The sequence below is a fragment of the Streptomyces sp. NPDC089915 genome (assembly GCF_040684675.1).
Classification (GTDB): domain Bacteria; phylum Actinomycetota; class Actinomycetes; order Streptomycetales; family Streptomycetaceae; genus Streptomyces.
The window spans coordinates 1-18,754 of sequence record NZ_JBFBGN010000026.1; the positions used below are offsets into that span (position 1 = coordinate 1).

Annotated in this window: 19 protein-coding genes; 16 read left to right on the forward strand and 3 right to left on the reverse strand. The window is 74.9% G+C overall.

Features of this window, described 5'->3' with window-relative positions:
• Positions 1-191 precede the first annotated feature (191 nt).
• The 14 genes from AB0O29_RS11085 (at position 192) to hypE (ending at position 15,025) form a co-directional block, all read left to right on the forward strand.
• Positions 192-1,937 (forward strand): enoyl-CoA hydratase-related protein, encoded by a 1,746-nt coding sequence (locus tag AB0O29_RS11085; RefSeq protein WP_365149481.1) that lies wholly within the window; start codon positions 192-194, stop codon positions 1,935-1,937.
• A gap of 70 nt (positions 1,938-2,007) precedes the next feature.
• Positions 2,008-3,063 carry a hydrogenase expression protein HypE gene (locus tag AB0O29_RS11090; RefSeq protein WP_365149484.1) on the forward strand — a complete coding sequence of 352 codons (1,056 nt, stop codon included), beginning with the start codon at positions 2,008-2,010 and terminating at the stop codon, positions 3,061-3,063.
• Between the two features lie 66 nt (positions 3,064-3,129).
• Positions 3,130-4,914, forward strand: a complete 1,785-nt coding sequence (locus AB0O29_RS11095) for a nickel-dependent hydrogenase large subunit (RefSeq protein WP_365149487.1) — start codon at positions 3,130-3,132, stop codon at positions 4,912-4,914.
• Positions 4,911-5,438, forward strand: coding sequence for a hypothetical protein (locus AB0O29_RS11100; protein ID WP_365149490.1), 528 nt, complete (start codon positions 4,911-4,913; stop codon positions 5,436-5,438). Before AB0O29_RS11095 ends, AB0O29_RS11100 begins: the two co-directional genes overlap by 4 nt.
• The gene (locus AB0O29_RS11105) at positions 5,435-6,070 is read left to right on the forward strand and encodes a DUF5947 family protein (protein ID WP_365149493.1); all 636 of its coding nucleotides are present in this window, start codon (positions 5,435-5,437) and stop codon (positions 6,068-6,070) included. The genes AB0O29_RS11100 and AB0O29_RS11105 overlap by 4 nt, the downstream gene beginning before the upstream one ends.
• Positions 6,067-6,762, forward strand: a complete 696-nt coding sequence (locus AB0O29_RS11110; protein WP_365149496.1) for a DUF6084 family protein — start codon at positions 6,067-6,069, stop codon at positions 6,760-6,762. Before AB0O29_RS11105 ends, AB0O29_RS11110 begins: the two co-directional genes overlap by 4 nt.
• Complete coding sequence (locus tag AB0O29_RS11115) at positions 6,759-8,177, forward strand: hypothetical protein (protein ID WP_365149499.1); 1,419 nt, start codon at positions 6,759-6,761, stop codon at positions 8,175-8,177. The genes AB0O29_RS11110 and AB0O29_RS11115 overlap by 4 nt, the downstream gene beginning before the upstream one ends.
• Positions 8,174-8,704 carry a hydrogenase maturation protease gene (locus AB0O29_RS11120; RefSeq protein ID WP_365149502.1) on the forward strand — a complete coding sequence of 177 codons (531 nt, stop codon included), beginning with the start codon at positions 8,174-8,176 and terminating at the stop codon, positions 8,702-8,704. The genes AB0O29_RS11115 and AB0O29_RS11120 overlap by 4 nt, the downstream gene beginning before the upstream one ends.
• 217 nt (positions 8,705-8,921) lie before the next feature.
• The gene (locus AB0O29_RS11125) at positions 8,922-9,299 is read left to right on the forward strand and encodes a hydrogenase maturation nickel metallochaperone HypA (RefSeq protein WP_365149505.1); all 378 of its coding nucleotides are present in this window, start codon (positions 8,922-8,924) and stop codon (positions 9,297-9,299) included.
• A gap of 2 nt (positions 9,300-9,301) precedes the next feature.
• On the forward strand, positions 9,302-10,165 hold the full coding sequence (gene hypB, locus AB0O29_RS11130) for a hydrogenase nickel incorporation protein HypB (protein WP_365149508.1): 864 nt from the start codon (positions 9,302-9,304) through the stop codon (positions 10,163-10,165).
• Complete coding sequence (gene hypF, locus AB0O29_RS11135; protein ID WP_365149511.1) at positions 10,165-12,540, forward strand: carbamoyltransferase HypF; 2,376 nt, start codon at positions 10,165-10,167, stop codon at positions 12,538-12,540. Before hypB ends, hypF begins: the two co-directional genes overlap by 1 nt.
• A complete protein-coding gene (locus AB0O29_RS11140; protein ID WP_365149514.1) occupies positions 12,509-12,802 on the forward strand; it encodes a HypC/HybG/HupF family hydrogenase formation chaperone in 294 nt (97 codons plus the stop codon). Before hypF ends, AB0O29_RS11140 begins: the two co-directional genes overlap by 32 nt.
• On the forward strand, positions 12,799-13,971 hold the full coding sequence (gene hypD / locus AB0O29_RS11145) for a hydrogenase formation protein HypD (RefSeq protein WP_365149517.1): 1,173 nt from the start codon (positions 12,799-12,801) through the stop codon (positions 13,969-13,971). The genes AB0O29_RS11140 and hypD overlap by 4 nt, the downstream gene beginning before the upstream one ends.
• Positions 13,964-15,025 (forward strand): hydrogenase expression/formation protein HypE, encoded by a 1,062-nt coding sequence (gene hypE / locus AB0O29_RS11150; protein WP_365149520.1) that lies wholly within the window; start codon positions 13,964-13,966, stop codon positions 15,023-15,025. The genes hypD and hypE overlap by 8 nt, the downstream gene beginning before the upstream one ends.
• A gap of 162 nt (positions 15,026-15,187) precedes the next feature.
• Here hypE and AB0O29_RS11155 read toward each other — a convergent pair whose 3' ends face one another.
• The gene (locus AB0O29_RS11155) at positions 15,188-15,778 is read right to left on the reverse strand and encodes an RICIN domain-containing protein (RefSeq protein ID WP_365149523.1); all 591 of its coding nucleotides are present in this window, start codon (positions 15,776-15,778) and stop codon (positions 15,188-15,190) included.
• A 146-nt stretch (positions 15,779-15,924) separates the two neighbouring features.
• Between AB0O29_RS11155 and AB0O29_RS11160 the strand changes: the two genes are divergently transcribed.
• A complete protein-coding gene (locus AB0O29_RS11160; RefSeq protein WP_365149526.1) occupies positions 15,925-17,040 on the forward strand; it encodes an ATP-binding protein in 1,116 nt (371 codons plus the stop codon).
• Positions 17,037-17,678, forward strand: a complete 642-nt coding sequence (locus tag AB0O29_RS11165) for a response regulator (protein ID WP_365149529.1) — start codon at positions 17,037-17,039, stop codon at positions 17,676-17,678. The genes AB0O29_RS11160 and AB0O29_RS11165 overlap by 4 nt, the downstream gene beginning before the upstream one ends.
• A 2-nt stretch (positions 17,679-17,680) precedes the next feature.
• On the opposite strand, the gene AB0O29_RS11170 is transcribed toward AB0O29_RS11165, so the two are convergent.
• The gene (locus AB0O29_RS11170; protein ID WP_365149532.1) at positions 17,681-18,463 is read right to left on the reverse strand and encodes a 3-hydroxybutyrate dehydrogenase; all 783 of its coding nucleotides are present in this window, start codon (positions 18,461-18,463) and stop codon (positions 17,681-17,683) included.
• 96 nt (positions 18,464-18,559) lie between these two features.
• On the reverse strand, positions 18,560-18,727 hold the full coding sequence (locus AB0O29_RS11175; RefSeq protein WP_362067758.1) for a hypothetical protein: 168 nt from the start codon (positions 18,725-18,727) through the stop codon (positions 18,560-18,562).
• Between the last annotated feature and the right edge of the window lie 27 nt (positions 18,728-18,754).

The following is an 18,754-nucleotide window of genomic DNA, read 5'->3' on the forward strand; positions in this document are numbered from 1 at the left end:
GCGCCCGGGGGCCACGCGGCCGAGTGGCCCCCGGGCGCGGCCGCTTTCGGGTGACTCCGCCGCCCGCCTGCGCCGCCGGTCCCGGCCGTCCGCGCCACGATCTCAGGCGGCCGGTCATGACCCGGTCACGAGCCAGCCGATCGGACCGGGCGCCGCCGCGCCCCGGCCCCGGGAACCCCGGGAGATCCCACGTGCACGTCCTCCTCCTCGCGAGCGCGTTCAACAGCCTCACCCAGCGGGTCCACGCCGAGCTGCGCGACCACGGCCACAGCGTGGCCGTCGAACTCGCCCTCCCGCACCGCCCCCTCGCCGAGACCGTGCGCCGCCACGCGCCCGACCTCGTCCTCGCGCCGATGCTGCGCACCGCGATCCCCGAAGAGGTCTGGTCCGCCCACCCCTGTCTGATCGTCCACCCGGGCCCGGTCGGCGACCGGGGGCCCGCCTCCCTCGACCGGGCCGTCCAGGAGGGCCGCGCCCGCTGGGGTGTGACCGTCCTCCAGGCCGAGGCCGAGATGGACGCCGGCCCCGTCTGGGCCACCGCCGGGTGCGCCGTCCCCGCCGTCGGCAAGAGCGACCTCTACCGGGGCGAGATCGCCGACGCCGCCCTGGAGGCCGTCCTGCTGGCCGTGGCCCGCTTCGCCTCCGGGACGTACGCCCCGCAGCGCCAGCACACCGGCCACGCCCGGCCGGCCCTGCGCCAGGAGGACCGCCGCATCGACTGGGAGACCGACCCCACCGAACGGGTCCTGCGGCTGCTGCGCGCCGCCGACAGCCGGCCCGGCGTACGCGACGTGCTGCTCGGCGCGGACTGGTACCTGCACGGCGGCCACCCCGAGGACCGGCTCCGCGGCCGCCCCGGCGACCTGCTGGCGACCCGCTCCGGCGCCGTCTGCCGCGCCACCCGCGACGGGGCCGTCTGGATCCCGGAACTGCGGGCCCGCCACGAGCCCGGCAGCCCGCCCGCCCCCCGCCTCCCGGCCGTTCTCGCCCTCGGCGACCGGCTGCCCCCGCTGCCCGAACACCCCGCGCCCCTCCACACCGCCTCCCCCCACCGCACCTGGTCCGACATCGCCTACCGGGAGGAGGGGCAGGCCGGGTTCCTCTCGTTCTCCTTCCCCGGCGGGGCGATGGACACCGACCGCTGCCGGCGCCTGCTCACGGCCTACCGGGCCGCCCTCACCCGCCCGACCTCGGTCCTCGTCCTCGGCGGCGGCCGCGACTTCTTCTCCAACGGCATCCACCTCGGCGTCATCGAGGCCGCCGCCGACCCGGCCGCCGAGTCCTGGGCCAACATCAACGCCATGGACGACCTGGTCGAGGCCGTCCTGACCACCACCGACCGGCTCACCGTCGCCGCCCTCGGCGGGAACGCCGCCGCCGGCGGGGCCATGCTCGCCCTCGCCGCCGACGAGGTCTGGTGCCGCTCCGGCGCGGTCCTCAACCCCCACTACCGCCTGATGGGCCTGTACGGCTCCGAGTACTGGACGTACACCCTGCCCGGCCGTGTCGGCGAGGCGGCCGCCGCCCGGCTCACCGGGGACGCCCTGCCGCTGAGCGCCGCCGCGGCCCTGGGCCTTGGCCTGTCCGACCGGACGGTCGCCTGCCCGCCCGACGCCTTCGCCGACGAGACGGCCCGCCTCGCGGCCCGGCTGGCCGCCCTGCCCGCCACCCCCGCGCGGATCGCCGCGAAGAAGGCCCGCCGCGAACGGGACGAGGCGCTGCGCCCGCTGGCCTCCTACCGGGAGGCCGAGCTGGAGCGGATGAAGCGCACCTTCGACGACCCGCGGGCCCCCTACCACGCCCTGCGCCGGGCCTTCGTCCGCAAGGAGCCCGCCCGGGAGACCCCGCCCCACCTCACCCGCCGCACCGGCCCGGCCGCCGCCGGCGTCACTGGACCGGCCGTACAGGACAGCGCACGCCCGCCGGGCCCCTGCTAGCAAGGAAGAGGTGCGGTCCGCCCGCCCCCTCCCCACCTCCCCCCAGCATCCCCTCCCGAGGAGGCCCCGCATGGATGCAGCAACGCCGGACCCGGCCGAGGAACCGACGGTCCACATCCTCTGGATCAACGCCGGACTGAGCTGTGACGGCGACTCGGTCTCCCTCACCGCGGCGATGCAGCCGAGCATCGAGGAGATCGTCACGGGCGTCCTGCCCGGCCTGCCCAAGGTCGCCGTGCACTGGCCCCTGATCGACTTCGAATGCGGCCCCGTCGGCGGCGCCGACACCTTCGTCGAATGGTTCTTCAAGGGCGAGCGCGGCGAGATCGACCCCTTCGTGCTCGTCGTCGAGGGATCCATCCCCAACGAGTCGATCAAGCCCGAGGGCTACTGGTGCGGGTTCGGCGACGACCCCCGCACCGGCCAGCCGATCACCACCAGCGAGTGGATCGACCGCCTCGCCCCCAAGGCGCTCGCCGTGGTCGCCATCGGCACCTGCGCCACGTACGGCGGCATCCACGCCATGGAGGGCAACCCGACCGGCGCCATGGGCGTGCCCGACTACCTCGGCTGGGACTGGACATCGAAGGCCGGCATCCCCATCGTCTGCGTCCCGGGCTGCCCCATCCAGCCCGACAACTTCTCCGAGACCCTGACCTACCTGCTCTACCAGGCGGCGGGCTCGGCCCCGATGATCCCCCTGGACGACAAGCTGCGCCCCACCTGGCTGTTCGGGAACACCGTCCACGAGGGCTGCGACCGCGCCGGGTACTACGAGCAGGGCCAGTTCGCCCAGACCTACGACTCCCCGCAGTGCCTGGTCCGGCTCGGCTGCTGGGGCCCCGTCGTCAAGTGCAACGTTCCCAAGCGCGGCTGGATCAACGGCGTCGGCGGCTGCCCCAACGTCGGCGGCATCTGCATCGCCTGCACCATGCCGGGCTTCCCCGACAAGTTCATGCCGTTCATGGACGCGCCCCCCGGCTCCCACGTGTCGGCGAAGACCAGCGGGGCGTACGGGGCCGTGATCCGGCGGCTGCGCGCGGTCACCCTGCACACCGTCGACCAGGAGCCCAAGTGGCGGCACGCCGGCGGGAAGCTCACCACGGGCTACCGACCGCCCTGGTGAGCGGACCCGTCATCCCGACCGATCCCACCCCCACCCCGTAGCGAACGAAGGGTCACGGCACAGACGATGGCACCGAAGACGAACGCGGCCGGAGACGGCAGCGGCCTGGTCGAGATGGCCTGGGATCCGATCACCCGGATCGTGGGCAGCCTCGGCATCCACACGAAGATCGACTTCAAGCAGAAGCGCGTCGCCGAGTGCTACAGCACCTCGTCGGTCTTCCGCGGCTACAGCGTCTTCATGCGCGGCAAGGACCCCCGCGACGCGCACTTCATCACCAGCCGCATCTGCGGCATCTGCGGGGACAACCACGCCACCTGCTCCGTCTACGCGCAGAACATGGCCTACGGGGTGAAGCCGCCCCACCTCGCCGAGTGGATCATCAACCTCGGCGAGTCGGCGGAGTACATGTTCGACCACAACATCTTCCAGGAGAACCTGGTCGGGGTCGACTACTGCGAGAAGATGGTCCGCGAGACCAACCCCGGAGTCCTCGAACTCGCCGAGCGCACCGAGGCCCCGCACGCCGGCGACCACGGCTACCGCACCATCGCCGACATCATGCGCTCCCTCAACCCCATCGAGGGCGAGTTCTACCGCGAGGCCCTCCAGGTCAGCCGGTACACGCGCGAGATGTTCTGCCTGATGGAGGGCCGCCACGTGCACCCCTCCACCCTCTACCCGGGCGGCGTCGGCACCATCGCCTCCGTCCAGCTCTTCACCGACTACATGAGCCGCCTCATGCGGTACTGCGAGTTCATGAAGAAGGTCGTCCCGCTCCACGACGACCTGTTCGACTTCTTCTACGAGGCCCTCCCCGGCTACGAGGAGGTCGGCCGCCGGCGCGTGCTGCTGGGCTGCTGGGGAGCCCTCAACGACCCCGAGCACTGCGACTTCACGTACGCCAACATGACCGACTGGGGACGGAAGATGTTCGTCACCCCGGGCGTCGTCGTCGACGGCAAACTGGTCACCAACGACCTCACCGAGATCAACCTCGGCATCCGCATCCTCCTCGGCAGCTCCTACTACGACGACTGGGAGGGCCGCGAGCAGTTCGTCACCCACGACCCGCTCGGCAACCCCGTCGACCCCCGCCACCCCTGGAACCAGCACACCATCCCCGCCCCGCAGAAGCGGAACTTCGACGACAAGTACAGCTGGGTGATGTCCCCCCGCTGGTTCGACGGCAAGGACCACCTGCCGCTCGACACCGGCGGCGGCCCCATCGCCCGCCTGTGGTCCACCGCCCTGTCCGGGCTCGTCGACGTCGGCTACGTCAAGGCCACCGGCCACAGCGTGGTCATCACCCTGCCGCGCACCATGACCAAGCCGGAGACCACCTTCGAGTGGCGGATCCCGAAGTGGTCCAACGCGCTGGAGCGCAACCGCGCCCGCACCTACTTCCAGGCGTACGCGGCCGGCATCGCCCTGCACTGCGCCGAGAAGGGCCTGGCCGAGGTCCGCGCCGGACGCACCCAGACCTGGGAGAAGTTCGAGGTCCCCGACGAGTCCATCGGCTGCGGCTTCACCGAGGCCGTCCGCGGCGTCCTCTCCCACCACATGGTGATCCGCGACGGGAAGATCGCCAACTACCACCCGTACCCGCCCACCCCGTGGAACGCCAGCACCCGCGACACCTTCGGCACGCCCGGGCCGTACGAGGACGCCGTGCAGAACACCCCGATCTTCGAGGAGAACACCCCGGAGAACTTCAAGGGCATCGACATCATGCGCGCCGTGCGCAGCTTCGACCCCTGCCTGCCCTGCGGGGTCCACATGTACGTCGGCGGCGGCAAGACCGTGAAGACCCTGCACGTGCCCACCGGCCTGAGCGGACTCGGCGGATGAGCGCCGCCGCCGACGCCCGGCGGGCGGGCGCGCGCGTCGAGGAGGTCCTCGACCGGCTGGCCGGCTCCGGCGACCGCGCCGCCTGCGCCGCCGCCGAGGAACTCGTCCGCGTCCTCATGGAGTTCTACGGAGCCGGCCTCGCCCGGATCACCGAGCGCCTCGGCGCCGGGGCGGTCGCACCGCTCCTGGACGACGACCTCGTGGCGAGCCTGCTCACCCTGCACGGCCTGCACCCCGAAGACCTCCCCACGCGCATCGGACGGGCCCTGCGCGCCGCGGACGTCCCCGTGGAGCGCCTCGGCTTCGACGAGTCCACCGGCCTCCTGCGGCTGCGCGCCCTGCCCGCCGAGGCCGCCGGCTGCGGCTGCGGAACCGGCTCCGCCGACGCCGCCCGCGCGGCCCTGGAGGACGCCCTGGCCTGCTTCGCCCCGGAGGTGACCGGCGTCGACCTGGAGACGGCCGCGCCCCCGGCGCCCCTGCTCCAGATCGGCACCCGCCCCCACACCCCGGCCCGGGTGCCGTGACGGGCCCCCGCCCGCAGGGGCTGCGCCGGTTCACCGGCCCCCGCCCGCCCCGCCCCGAACACTGCGAACTGTGCGGGACGCCCGTCCCCCCGGACGGCCACCGCCACCTCGTGGAGACCGAGAAGCGGGCCCTGGTGTGCGCCTGCACCGCCTGCGCCCTGCTGTTCGACGGGCCGGCCGCCCGCACGGGCCGCTACCGCGCCGTCCCCGACCGCTACCTCAGCGACCCCGCCCACCGGCTCGACGCCGCCGCCTGGGAGCGGCTGCGCATCCCCGTCGGCGTGGCCTTCCTCTTCCGCAACGCCGCCCTCGGCCGGCTGGTCGCCCTCTACCCCAGCCCGGCCGGCGCCACCGAGAGCGAACTCGACCCGGACACCTGGCAGTCCGTACTCGGCGCCGGACGGCTCGCGGCACTCCTCGAACCCGACGTGGAGGCCCTCCTGCTGCACCACACGCCCGGCCGCACCACCTGCCACCTCGTCCCCATCGACCTCTGCTACGAACTGGTCGGACGGATGCGGCTGCTGTGGCGCGGCTTCGACGGCGGCGCCGAGGCCCGGGCCGCCCTCGACGCCCTCTTCGCGCACGTCGAGGCCCGCGCCAAGATCCTCGCGGAGGCCGGCCCCTCATGACGGACCTCACCTTCACCTGCACCGGGGTGCGCGCCGACCCCTACGCCGCCGGACCCACCCTGGTCCTGCGGCTGCGGATCACCGCCCCGCCCGGCACCCGGGTCCACGCCCTCGCCCTGCGCTGCCAGATCCGCATCGAACCGGCCGCCCGGCGCGGCTACGGCCCCGACGAGGCCGAGGCCCTCGCCGACCTGTTCGGCGACCGCTCCCGCTGGGGGAGCACCCTGCGGCCGGTGCAGTTCGCCCACGTCGGCCTGACGGTGCCCGGGTTCACCGGCGAGACCGAGACCGACCTCGTCATCCCCTGCACCTACGACATGGACGTCGCCTCCACCCGTTACTTCAACGCCCTGCGCGACGGCGAGGTCCCACTGCTGCTGCTCTTCTCCGGCACCGCCTTCACCGGAGCCGGCGGCTTCCACGTCGAACCCGTGCCCTGGGACCGCGAGGCCACCTGCCGGATGCCGGTCGCCGTCTGGCACGAGATGGTCGAACAGCACTTCCCCGGCTGCGGATGGCTGCGGCTGCCCCGCGACACCATGGCCGAACTGCTCGCCTTCCGTTCCCGCCACGCCCTCGCCTCCTGGGAGACCACCCTGCGCGCCCTGCTGGACGCCGCCGAACCCGCGCCGCCCCCGCTCCCGCTGCCGGGGGCCCCGGCGCCCCGCGTCACCGAGAGGGCGGCCCCGTGACCACGACCGCCCCCGCCGCCGCCGGCGCCGACCGCGCCGGACGGCGCTTCGCCGCCGCCCGCCAGGTGGCGGACGCCGTCCTCTTCGAGGGCTACGTCCTCTACCCCTACCGGGCCTCCGCAGCCAAGAACCGGATGCGCTGGCAGTTCGGCGTCCTCGTCCCGCCCGCCTGGGCCCCCGCCCAGGGCGAACACAGCCTCCAGCGCACCGAGATCCTGATGGAACCGCGCGGCGCCGCGACCCTCTCCCTCGAACTGCGCTTCCTGCACGCCCAGCGGCGCACCGTCCAACAGGCCCGCGAAGACGGCACGTTCGCCGAGGTCGCCGAACTCCACCTGCCCGACCGGGTCCTGGTCCCCTGGGACGAGGGCACCGAGGAACGGGTCGAACTGCGCGTCGCCGTACCCGAACTGACGCACAAGGAGATCGTCCTCCCCTTCCGCCGCCCCGCCCGCGAGGAGACCGAACCGGTCCTCGACGAGCAGGGCCGGACCATCGGCCGCCTGCTGCGGCGCACCGAGGAGGTCGAAGGAATCGTACGGCTGCACGCCGAGGAACCGGACGGCCCCTACCGGGTCCTGAAACTCACCGCCGTCGTCGAGAACACCAGCCCCTGGACCCCGCAGGCCTCCGGCGCCGCCCGAGAGGAGGCCCTGCCCCGCTCCCTCGTCGCCGCCCACCTCCTGCTGGGACTCAGCCCCGGCTCCTTCCTGTCCATGACCGACCCGCCCGAATGGGCCCGGCCCGCCGTCGCCGGCTGCGCCAACCTCCACACCTGGCCGGTCCTGGCCGGCGAGGACGGCCGCGCCGACGTGGTCCTCTCCTCCCCGATCATCCTGGAGGACCACCCCGCCATCGCCCCCGAGAGCGCCGGGGCCATGTACGACGCCACCGAGATCGACGAGATCCTCGCCCTGCGCACCGCCGCCCTGACCGACGCGGAGAAGCGCGAGGCGCGCGGAACGGACCCGCGCGCGGCCGCCGTCGTCGACCTCGCCGACACCCTGCCGCCCGAGGTGCTGGAACGGCTGCACGGAGCGGTGCGCTCCCTGCGCGCGGCCACCGCCGGGGACACCCCCGAAGAGCCCCCGCCGGACACCCTGTTCACCCCCGGGGAGCCGTGGTGGGACCCGGCCTCGGCGGCGCTGCCCGGGCCCGTGAGCGTCCTCGTCGACGGCACGCCCGTCGGCCCCGGCAGCCGGGTGCTGCTGCGCCCGGGGCTGCGCCGCACCGACGCCCAGGACCTCTTCCTCCAGGGCCGCGCCGCCCGCGTCGAGGAGGTCCTGCACGACGTCGACGGGGGAGTCCACCTCGCCGTCACCGTGGAGGGCGACCCGGGCGCCGACATCCGCCGCGAACAGGGCCGGTTCCTGTACTTCCAGCCCGACGAGGTCACCGCCCTGGAGGAGGCGTGAGCGGCCGCGTGCTGGTCGCCGGCATCGGCAACGTCTTCCTCGGCGACGACGGCTTCGGAGTCGAGGCGGTACGGGCCCTGTCCGCGCACCCCCTGCCCGGCCACGTGGAGGCCGCCGACTTCGGCGTGCGCGGGGTCCACCTCGCCTACCAGCTCCTCGACGGCTACGACACCCTCGTCCTGGTCGACGCCACCGAACGCGGCGGCGCCCCCGGCACCCTGTACCTGATCGAGGCCACCGGCGCCGCCCCGGCGGGCGGCGGCCGCCCCGTACTCGACGGCCACCACATGTCCCCCGACGCGGTCCTCGGACTGCTGGGCACCCTGTGCGCCGGCACCGGCTCCACCCCGCCCCGGCACATCTACGTCGTCGGGTGCGAACCGGCCTGCGTGGAGGAGGGCCTCGGGCTGAGCGCCCCCGTCGCGGCCGCCGTGCCCGAAGCCGTGCTGATGCTCCTTGACCTCCTGCGGGCCGGGGCGGCGGAGCCCGGAACGGACGCAGGCGACCGGTGCGAACTCGCGAACTGAGGAGAACCCCATGAAGAAGGCCCTCGTCTGCGGAGCCGCGGCCCTGGCCCTGGCCGCCGTACTCGCGCAGGCCCTCCCCGACATCAAGCGCTACCTGCGGATCCGCCGTATGTGACCCGCGCGTCCGAACGGAGTACGGGGCGGGCGGCGCGTCGGCGCGCCCGCCTCCGCCGTCCCCGCCCGGCCGCTGTAATGAGGCCCGGCAGGACGGAGTCCGATGCACGAGATGTCGATCGCCATGGCCGTCGTGGACCAGGTGACGGAGGCGGCGCAGGCCGGAGCGGCACGCTCCGTCAGCCGCGTGGAGCTGGAGATCGGGGAACTGGCCGGCGTCGTCCCCGACGCGCTGGCGTTCTCCTTCGAACTCGCCCGCACCGCGACCCCCCTCGACGGCGCCGAGCTCGTCACCCACAGCGTGGCGGCCCGCGCCCGCTGCGGGTCCTGCGCGGGGGAGTGGGCCGTCGGCATGCCCCCCGACCTGTGCTGTCCCGGCTGCGGGCAGGCGACCGCCGTGGAGCTCCTGTCGGGGCGCGAGCTGCGGATCCTCCGCGTGGTCTGGGACGACGCCCTCGAACCGATCCCCGAGGAGGCCTGACCGTGTGCCGAGAGGTCGAACTGCGCCAAGCGGTGCTCGCCAAGAACGACGGGGCCGCTCAGGCCCTGCGCAGCGAACTCGCCGCCCGGGGAACGGCGGTGGTCAACCTGCTCTCCAGCCCCGGCAGCGGCAAGACGGCCCTGCTGGAACGCGAACTGACGCTCGCCCGCGCGCGCGGCGTGTCCGTCGCCGCCCTCACCGCCGACCTGGCGACGGAGAACGACGCGACCCGGCTGGCCCGTTCGGGCGCCCCGGTCAAGCAGGTCCTCACCGACGGACTGTGCCACCTCGAAGCCGGCATGCTGGGACGCCACCTGGACGGCTGGCTCCCGCCCGACACCCGCATCCTGTTCGTCGAGAACGTCGGCAACCTGGTCTGCCCGGCCTCCTACGACCTCGGCGAGTCCCTGCGCGTGGTCCTGGCCTCGGTGACCGAGGGCGAGGACAAGCCCCTGAAGTACCCGACCGCCTTCGGGCTGGCCCAGCTGGTGGTCATCACCAAGACCGACATCGCGGAGGCCGTCGAGTTCGACGAGGAGACCTTCCGCGCCAACGTCCGCAGGGTCAACCCCGGGGTGCGGATCCTGCGCACCTCCTCCCGTTCGACCGAGGGGACGGGCCTCCTGCTCGACCACGCCATGGCCGTCGCCGGCGGCACCCGCGCCCACACCCCCGTGATGTCCCGGCAGCCCCGGGCCCCCCACACCCACGAGCACGAGCACGGTCACGACCACGCGCCCGCGGGGCCCCCGGCGGCGGTCGACGGCCCGGCGGCGGACGGCCCCGCCGGACCCCCGCCCCCGGCCCCGGTCCACCCGCACCGGCACCCCCACCCGGCCCCCGCCACCACGGCCGGGCCGCACTGATGGAGGCCGCGGAACGCCGCCGCGTCACCGTCCGGGGGGTGGTCCAGGGCGTCGGGTTCCGCCCGTACGTGTACACCCGCGCCACCAACCTCGGCCTCGCCGGCCACGTCACCAACACCCCCGAAGGCGTGGTCGCCGAGGTCGAGGGCCCCCCGTCGGCGGTGGCGGCGTTCTGCGAGCGGCTGGCGGCCGACGCCCCGCCGCTGGCCGTCGTCGACACCGTCGACCACCGCACGGTCCCCCTCGCGGGCGGCGCCGGCTTCACCATCGTCGCCTCCCGCACCGGCGGCCCGCCCCGCACCCTGGTCTCCCCGGACACCGCCACCTGCGCCGACTGCCTCGCCGAACTCGCGGACCCGGCCGACCGCCGCCACCGCCACCCCTTCATCACCTGCACCCACTGCGGACCCCGCTTCACCATCGTCACCGGGCTGCCCTACGACCGGGCCCACACCACCATGGCCCGCTTCCCGATGTGCCCCGACTGCGCCCGCGAGTACGCCGACCCGGCCGACCGCCGCTTCCACGCCCAGCCCGTCGCCTGCCCCGCCTGCGGCCCCCGGCTCCGGCTCCTCACCGGCGCCCCGCCCCGCGAGACGGCCTGCGCCGACCCCGTCGCGGAGGCCCGCGCGCTGCTGGCCGGCGGGGCCGTTCTCGCGGTGAAGGGGCTCGGCGGCTACCACCTCGCCTGCGACGCCGGCAACGCCCGCGCCGTGGCCGCGCTGCGCGCCCGCAAGGAACGCGGGGACAAGCCCTTCGCCCTGATGGCCCGCGACCTGGAGGACGTCGAACGCCTCGCCGTGCTCGGCCCCGAGGAGCGGGAGCTGCTCACCGGAGCGGTCCGCCCGGTGGTCCTGCTGCGCCGCCGCGCCGCCACCGCCCCCGGCCTCGCCGACGCCGTCGCCCCCGGCAGCCCCGACCTCGGCGTGATGCTCCCGTACACCCCCGTCCACCACCTGCTGCTCGGCCTGCCCGGCGACCCCCCGGGCCCCCGCCTGCTCGTCATGACCAGCGGGAACCTCTCCGGGGAGCCGATCGTCACCGACGACGCCGAGGCCCTGGAACGCCTCGCCGGCATCGCCGACGCCTGGCTCACCCACGACCGGCCCATCCACGTCCCCTGCGACGACTCCGTCGTACGGGTCTGCGACGGCCTGCCCCTGCTCCTGCGGCGCTCCCGCGGCTACGCCCCGCTGCCGATCGCCCTGCCCCTGCCGGTCCCCGCCGCCCTCGCCGCGGGGGGCGACCTCAAGAACGCCTTCTGCCTCGGCGAAGGCCACCGCGCCTGGCCGTCCGCGCACATCGGCGACATGGACGACCTCGCCACCCAGGAGGCCTTCGGCCACGCGCAGCGCCAGCTGTCGGCCCTCACCGGGGTCGCCCCCGCCCTGCTCGCCGCCGACCGCCACCCCGGCTACCGCTCCGGCCGCTGGGCCCGCGAGCACGCGGCGGGCCGCCCGCTGGTACCCGTACAGCACCACCACGCGCACATCGCCTCCGCGCTCGCCGAACACGGCCACGACGGGACCCGCCGGGTCATCGGCGTCGCCTTCGACGGCACCGGCTACGGGGACGACGGCGCGGTGTGGGGCGGGGAGGTCCTCCTCGCCGACTACGCCGGCTACACCCGCTTCGCCCACCTCGCCTACGTGCCGCTGCCCGGCGGGGACGCCGCCGTGCGCCGCCCGTACCGCATGGCCCTGTCCCACCTGCGCGCCGCGGGCCTCGCCCGGACCCCGGACCTGCCCTGCACCGCCGCCTGCCCGCCGGACGAACTGCGCGTCCTGGAGACCCAGCTGGAACGCGGGCTGAACTGCGTCCCCACCTCCAGCATGGGCCGGCTCTTCGACGCCGTCTCCTCCCTGGCCGGGGTCCGCCAGCACGCCGGGTACGAGGCCCAGGCCGCCGTCGAACTGGAGGCCGCCGCCCTCCAGGCACCCCCGGACCACCGCGCGTACGCCTTCGGCCTGCGGACGCCCGCCGCCGGTGCCCCGGGCCCGGTCGTCGCCGACCCTGCGCCCCTGCTGGCCGCGGCGGTGGCCGACGTGCGCGCGGGCACCCCCCGCCCGCTGATCGCCGCCCGCTTCCACGCGGCCGTAGCCGCCCTGGTCGCCGACCTGTGCCTGCTCGCCCGCGCCGCCCACGGCCTGGACACCGTCGCCCTGACCGGCGGGGTCTTCTGCAACACCCTCCTCTCCTCCGCCTGCGCCCGGACGCTGCGCGCGCGGGGGTTCACCGTCCTGCGCCAGCACCGGGTACCGCCCAACGACGGCGGACTGGCGCTCGGCCAGCTCATGGTGGCGGCCGCCACCCCAACGGAACATCCATCACGAGGAGGGGCCCATGTGCCTGGCGGTACCCGGCAGAGTGCTTGAGATCGGGGAGAAGGACGGCACCCGCATGGCCACCGTCGACTTCGGCGGCGTCCGCAAGGAGGTGTGCCTGGAGTACCTCCCGGACCTCCGGGTGGGCGAGTACGCCATCGTGCACGTGGGCTTCGCCCTCCAGCGGCTCGACGAGGAGTCGGCCCGCAAGACCCTCGACCTCTTCGCCGAACTCGGCATGCTCCAGGAGGAGTTCGGCGACCCCTGGGAGCAGGCCGAGCGGTTCGGCGACGAGACGGAGGCGCGGCGGTGAAGTACATCGACGAGTTCCAGGACCCCGCGCTCGCCCGCAGGCTCCTCGACGACATCCACTCCACGGTGACCCGCCCCTGGGCGCTGATGGAGGTCTGCGGCGGCCAGACCCACACCATCATCCGGCACGGCATCGACCAACTCCTGCCCGAGCAGGTCGAGTTGATCCACGGCCCCGGCTGCCCGGTGTGCGTCACCCCGCTGGAGGTCATCGACAAGGCCCTGGAGATCGCCTCCCGGCCCGGCGTGATCTTCTGCTCCTTCGGCGACATGCTCCGCGTCCCGGGCACCGGCCGCGACCTCTTCCAGGTGCGCGGCGAGGGCGGCGACGTACGGGTGGTGTACTCGCCCCTGGACGCCCTGCGGATCGCCCGGCAGAACCCGGACCGCGAGGTGGTCTTCTTCGGCATCGGCTTCGAGACCACCGCCCCGCCCAACGCCATGACGGTCCACCAGGCCCGCAAGCTCGGCATCACCAACTTCAGCCTGCTCGTCTCCCACGTCCGCGTCCCCCCGGCCATCGAGGCGATCATGCGCTCGCCCAGCTGCCGGGTGCAGGGCTTCCTCGCCGCCGGGCACGTGTGCAGCGTCATGGGCACCGCCGAGTACCCGGAGCTGGCCGCCCGCCACCGGGTCCCCATCGTCGTGACCGGCTTCGAACCCCTGGACATCCTCGAAGGCGTACGACGGGCCGTACGGCAGCTGGAACGCGGCGAGCACACCGTGGAGAACGCCTACGCGCGCGCCGTCCGCCCCGAGGGCAACCCGGCCGCCCTCGCCATGCTCGCCGACGTCTTCGAGGTCACCGACCGGGCCTGGCGCGGCATCGGTGTCATCCCCGACAGCGGCTGGCGGCTCTCCGAGCGCTACCGGGAGTACGACGCCGAACACCGCTTCTCCGTCACCGGCATCACCACCCGCGAGCCGGCCGCCTGCCGCAGCGGGGAGGTGCTCCAGGGGCTGATCAAACCGAACGAGTGCGAGGCCTTCGGCACCCTGTGCACCCCGCGCAACCCGCTGGGCGCCACCATGGTCTCCAGCGAGGGCGCCTGCGCCGCGTACTACCTCTACCGGCGCCTGGAACTGAGGCCCGCGGACGCCCGGCCCGCCACCACCCCGGCCCAGCCCACCGACCCGACCGCCCCGCTGGAGGCGAGCCCCGTTGCCTGAGACCGCACTCGACGTCACGGGCTGGACCTGCCCCGCCCCCCTGCGCGACCGGCCCCGCGTGGTCATGGGCCACGGCGGCGGCGGAGCCCTCTCCGCCGAGCTGGTCCAGCACCTGTTCGCCCCGGCGTTCGGCGGCGAGGCCCTCGCCCAGCTCGGCGACTCCGCCGCCCTGCGCCTCGGCGGGGTCCGGCTGGCCTTCTCCACCGACTCCTACGTGGTGCGGCCGCTGTTCTTCCCGGGCGGCAGCATCGGCACCCTGGCGGTCAACGGCACGGTCAACGACCTGGCCATGAGCGGCGCGGCCGCCGCCTACCTGTCCTGCGGGTTCATCCTCGAAGAGGGCGTCGAGATGGCCGCCGTCGCCCGGATCGCCGAGGACATGGGCGCCGCCGCGCGGGCCGCCGGCGTGGAGGTGGCCACCGGCGACACCAAGGTGGTCGAGGCCGGCCACGGGGACGGCGTCTACCTCAACACCGCCGGGATCGGGCTGATCCCGGACGGGGTCGACCTGCGCCCGCAGCGCGTGGTCCCCGGCGACGTCGTCATCGTCAGCGGGGAGATCGGCCTGCACGGGGTGGCCATCATGAGCGTCCGGGAGGGCCTGGAGTTCGGCGTGGACGTCGAGAGCGACTGCGCGGCCCTGGGCGGCCTCGTCCGGTCCATGCTCGCGGTCACCCCCGACCTGCACGTCCTGCGCGATCCCACCCGGGGCGGGCTCGCCGCCGCCCTGAACGAGATCGCGGCCGCCTCCGGGACCGGCGTCGTCCTGCACGAGGGACGCGTCCCGGTCCCGCCGGCCGTGGCCAACGCCTGCGCGATCCTGGGGCTGGACCCGCTCTACGTGGCCAACGAGGGCAAACTCGTCGCCTTCGTCCCCCGCGAGCACGCCGACGCCGTCCTCGACGCCATGCGCGCCCACCCGCTCGGCCGCGGCGCGGCGGTCATCGGCGAGGCCGTCGAGGCCCACCCGGGCCTGGTCGTGGCCCGCACCGGCCTCGGCGGCACCCGCGTGGTCGACCTGCCGCTGGGGGAGCAGCTGCCCCGCATCTGCTGACCGGCCCCGCCGCCCGCGAAGCCGGGACGGCGGCGGCGCGGCACGGCGGGGCCTGAACCCGCCGTGCCGCACCGCCGCCTCACGCGGCCCCCGCCGCGCCCGCCCGGTCCGCCGGAAGGCCCCCGTCGGGCCCCGGACCGGGCCGCTGCGACCGGACCGGTCTCAGCCGATCTGGTCGTAGTTGTAATAGCGGTCGAACTCCGGTGCCCAGACCTCCGGCCACGGCGTGGTCGTGCTGCCGCAGGCGCCGAGCACCACGGGGGAGCGCCGCCCGGTGTCCCGGATGCACTGCCCGGTGCTCGCCTCGACGAGCTCCCAGCGGTTCGGGTACTGCGGGGTGCCCCGGTAGTTCCAGGTGAAGGTGGAGCAGCCCCAGCCGTTCCGCAGGTTCAGCGGGGTTCCCGGAGCCGTGCTCCCGCCCTGCGTGCCCAGGCAGTAGACGCCGAAGGCGCCGACGGTGAAGTTGTCCCCGCCCACGCGCTGGAAGCTGAACAGCTGGTGCAGCGCGTCCTTGCAGTCGAAGGTCTGGATGACCTTGCCGTCCGAGGGCGCGCCGCCGCCCTGGATGTCCAGGCACTTCCAGCTGACGGCCGCGTGCAGCTTGTAGACGGCCGCGTTGCGGAAACTCGTGGTGTAGACGATGGAGGGGTTCTCCGCCGCCTGGGCCGAGGACACCGGTACCACCAGGGCGAGCAGTCCCACCAGGGCGGCCACGACTCCGTGCCTGCCGAGGCGGGTTGACTTTCGAGCCACGCGTTCTCTCCTGTCCGAGGACGGCCTTGACCCGACGAAGCTAGCGAGATCAACTGAGTACCCGGAACCCACCCGTTCAGGGGGGTGTGTTCACGGCGGAGGCAGTGGTGGGTGGGGGCTCGGGGCTTCAGCGCGCGCGGCGGTTCATGATGCTGGCCACGGGGCTGTACCGGGCGAGCCACCTCAGCGCCGGCCTCGTCTCCGTGGCCCGCCACACGCCCGGATCGGCCGCCGCCTGGGCCGTCCTCGCCACCGCCGCCGCCCTCAGCCTGCTGCTGTACGGGACCGCGCACGCCCGGGGCCGGATGGACCGCCGCTGGGTGTGGTCCGACGTCCTCGTGACGGGCTGCGTCCTGCCGTGGCTGGCGCTCCGGGCGATCGGCGCCCAGGCCGTGGAGCAGAGCGGCTGGCTGCTGTTGCTGGGCGGCTCGGCGAGCTCGGCCGCCGCCGTGGGGCTCGGCCTGCGCGGGGCCGGCGCCTGCGTCCTGCTGCTGCTCGCCACCTCGCTGGCGCTGCACCTGGCCGTGGCAGGCTCCCGCTCGGCGGAACTCCTCGGCCACGTCAACGCGGTGCTCTCCTCCGCCGCCATGGCCTGGGTGTTCTGGTGGTACCTGCGCCGCCAGGGCGCCCTGCTGGACGCCGCCCGCGAACAGGCCGTCGCCGCCGAGGCACGGCGGGTGCGCCAGGCCGAGCGGATGGCCCACCACGCCGCCCTGCACGACACCGTGCTGGCCACCCTGACCACCATCGCCGCCGGACGCGTGGACGCCAACGCCGCCCCCGTACGGGAGCGCTGCGCCCGCGAGGCCGCCTACCTGCGCCGCCTCATCCAGCGGGACGAGGCCCCGCACCCGGCGGACGGACCCGCCGCCGGAACGGCGGCCGCGGGCGCGGCGCTGGAGGCGGCCGTCCGCTCCGCCGAATGCCTGGGGCTCACGGTCACCGCCCAGTACCACCGGCTCCCGGCCGTGCCCCGGGACGTCGCCGACGCGCTGGCGGCCGCCGTCGGCGAGGCCCTGAACAACGTACGGGGCCACGCCGGAACCGGACGCGCCTTCCTCACCGCCGTCGGACGGGGCCGGGGCGTGGCGGTGACGGTCGTCGACCGGGGCGCGGGCTTCGACCCGGCGGCCGCGGCCCGCTCGGGCGGGACCGGCCTGCCGCGCTCGGTCCACGCGCGGATGACCCGGATCGGCGGGGCCGCCGTGGTGGAGAGCGCCCCCGGCGAGGGGACCCGGGTCGAACTGCGCTGGCCGGCGTGATCACCGTCGCCGCGGTCGACGACGACCGGATGCTGCTGGACGGGCTGCGCTCCTGGCTGGCCGGGGCCGAGGGGCTGCGCCTCGTCGCGGCCGTGCCGACGGTCGACGCGCTGCTGGCGCGGCCGGACCCCCTGGCGGCCGACGTGGTCCTGCTCGACCTGGTGCTGGGGGACGGCTCCGCCCCGGAGCGCAACGTCCGCCGCGTCCGCGCGTCCGGCAGCCGGGTCCTGGTGATCAGCACGGTGGCCGACCGCACCCGGATCCTGGCGGCGGTGGCCGCCGGAGCGGACGGCTACCTCACCAAGGACCACGATCTGGAGACCCTGGCGGCGGCCGTCGCGACCGTGGCCTCGGGCGCGACGGCGCACTCGCCCGAACTGGCCTTCGCCTGGGTCCACGACACCTGCCCGGACCGGCCCCGGCTGGCCCCCCGGGAGCGTCAGGTGCTGGTCGACTACGCGTCCGGGCTGACCCTCAAGGCGACCGCCCGGCGGGCCGGGATCAGCGCGCACACCGCCAAGTACTACCTGGACCGGGTCAAGGAGAAGTACCAGGAGGCCGGGCGGCCCGCGTACACCAAGACCGACCTGGCGCGCCGGGTCCGTGAGGACGCCCTCGACACCGGCCCGGACGCCTGAGGTCAGGCGGCGGTCCAGCCGCCGTCCATCGGCAGCGAGGCGCCGGTGACGTGCCCGGTGTGCGGGCCGCACAGCCACAGGGCGACCGCGGCGACCTCCTCGGGCTCGATCAGCCGCTTGATCGCCGAGCCGCGCAGCAGCACCTCCTCGACCACCCGCTCGGCGGGGATGCCGTGGGCCTCGGCCTGGGCGGCGATCTGCCGTTCCACCAGCGGGGTGCGGACGTAGCCGGGGTTCACGCAGTTGCTGGTCACCCCGTGCGGGGCGCCCTCCAGGGCGGTGACCTTGCTGAGGCCCTCCAGCGCGTGCTTGGCGGCCACGTACCCGGACTTGAAGGCGCTGGCCCGCAGCCCGTGCACGCTGGAGATGTTGACCACCCGCCCCCACCCGCGCCCGTACATGTGGGGCAGCGTCCGGCGCAGCAGCAGGAACGGGGCGTGCACCATCACCCGCTGGAGCAGCTCGAACCGCTCGGGCGGGAAGTCCTCGATGGCCGCGACGTGCTGCAGCCCCGCGCTGTTGACCAGGACGTCCACGGCGGACGGCAGGGAGTCGACGGCCGAGGGGTCGGCGAGGTCGGCGGTGTGGGCCCTGCCGCCGATCCGCGCGGCGACGGCCTCCGCCGCCTCCGCGTCCACGTCCACGACGTGGACGAAGGCCCCGGCACCGGCCAGGGCCTCGGCGCAGGCGCGCCCGATGCCGCTGCCGCCTCCGGTCACCAGGGCGACCCGGCCCGCGACGCCTGAAGGTCCGCCGGAAGGTCCGCTCGAAGATCCGCTCGTCATGGTCCGAACGTTAGGGACCGGCGCCGCCGCTGCCGATGTGTGCCGCCCCCACAGTCCGGTCTCCGCCGGTGGCGGGGACCGCCACCGGGCACCCCGCTACGAGGTGCGCCAGCCCGGCAGACCGCCGGACGGGGGACGGCCGGCCATCACCTGTGCCAGGTGGTGCAGGATCTCCTCCGCCTCGCGGCGGACCTGACCCGGGACATCGCCGCGCTCGCGTACGAGCCGGTCGTAGATCGGCGCTTCACTGCTGGTGCTGCTCACTTAGGACGTCGCTCCCCTGAAGCCGGC

Excerpts from the sequence above, each read along its gene's own strand:
- AB0O29_RS11110 (WP_365149496.1), top strand. The coding sequence starts at position 6,067 with ATGACGGACCTCACCTTCACCTGCACCGGGGTGCGCGCCGACCCCTAC.
- AB0O29_RS11125 (WP_365149505.1), top strand. The coding sequence starts at position 8,922 with ATGCACGAGATGTCGATCGCCATGGCCGTCGTGGACCAGGTGACGGAG.
- AB0O29_RS11160 (WP_365149526.1), top strand. The coding sequence starts at position 15,925 with ATGATGCTGGCCACGGGGCTGTACCGGGCGAGCCACCTCAGCGCCGGC.
- AB0O29_RS11095 (WP_365149487.1), top strand. The coding sequence starts at position 3,130 with ATGGCACCGAAGACGAACGCGGCCGGAGACGGCAGCGGCCTGGTCGAG.
- AB0O29_RS11140 (WP_365149514.1), top strand. The coding sequence starts at position 12,509 with ATGTGCCTGGCGGTACCCGGCAGAGTGCTTGAGATCGGGGAGAAGGAC.
- hypF (WP_365149511.1), top strand. The coding sequence starts at position 10,165 with ATGGAGGCCGCGGAACGCCGCCGCGTCACCGTCCGGGGGGTGGTCCAG.
- AB0O29_RS11170 (WP_365149532.1), bottom strand. The coding sequence starts at position 18,463 with ATGACGAGCGGATCTTCGAGCGGACCTTCCGGCGGACCTTCAGGCGTC.
- AB0O29_RS11100 (WP_365149490.1), top strand. The coding sequence starts at position 4,911 with ATGAGCGCCGCCGCCGACGCCCGGCGGGCGGGCGCGCGCGTCGAGGAG.
- AB0O29_RS11090 (WP_365149484.1), top strand. The coding sequence starts at position 2,008 with ATGGATGCAGCAACGCCGGACCCGGCCGAGGAACCGACGGTCCACATC.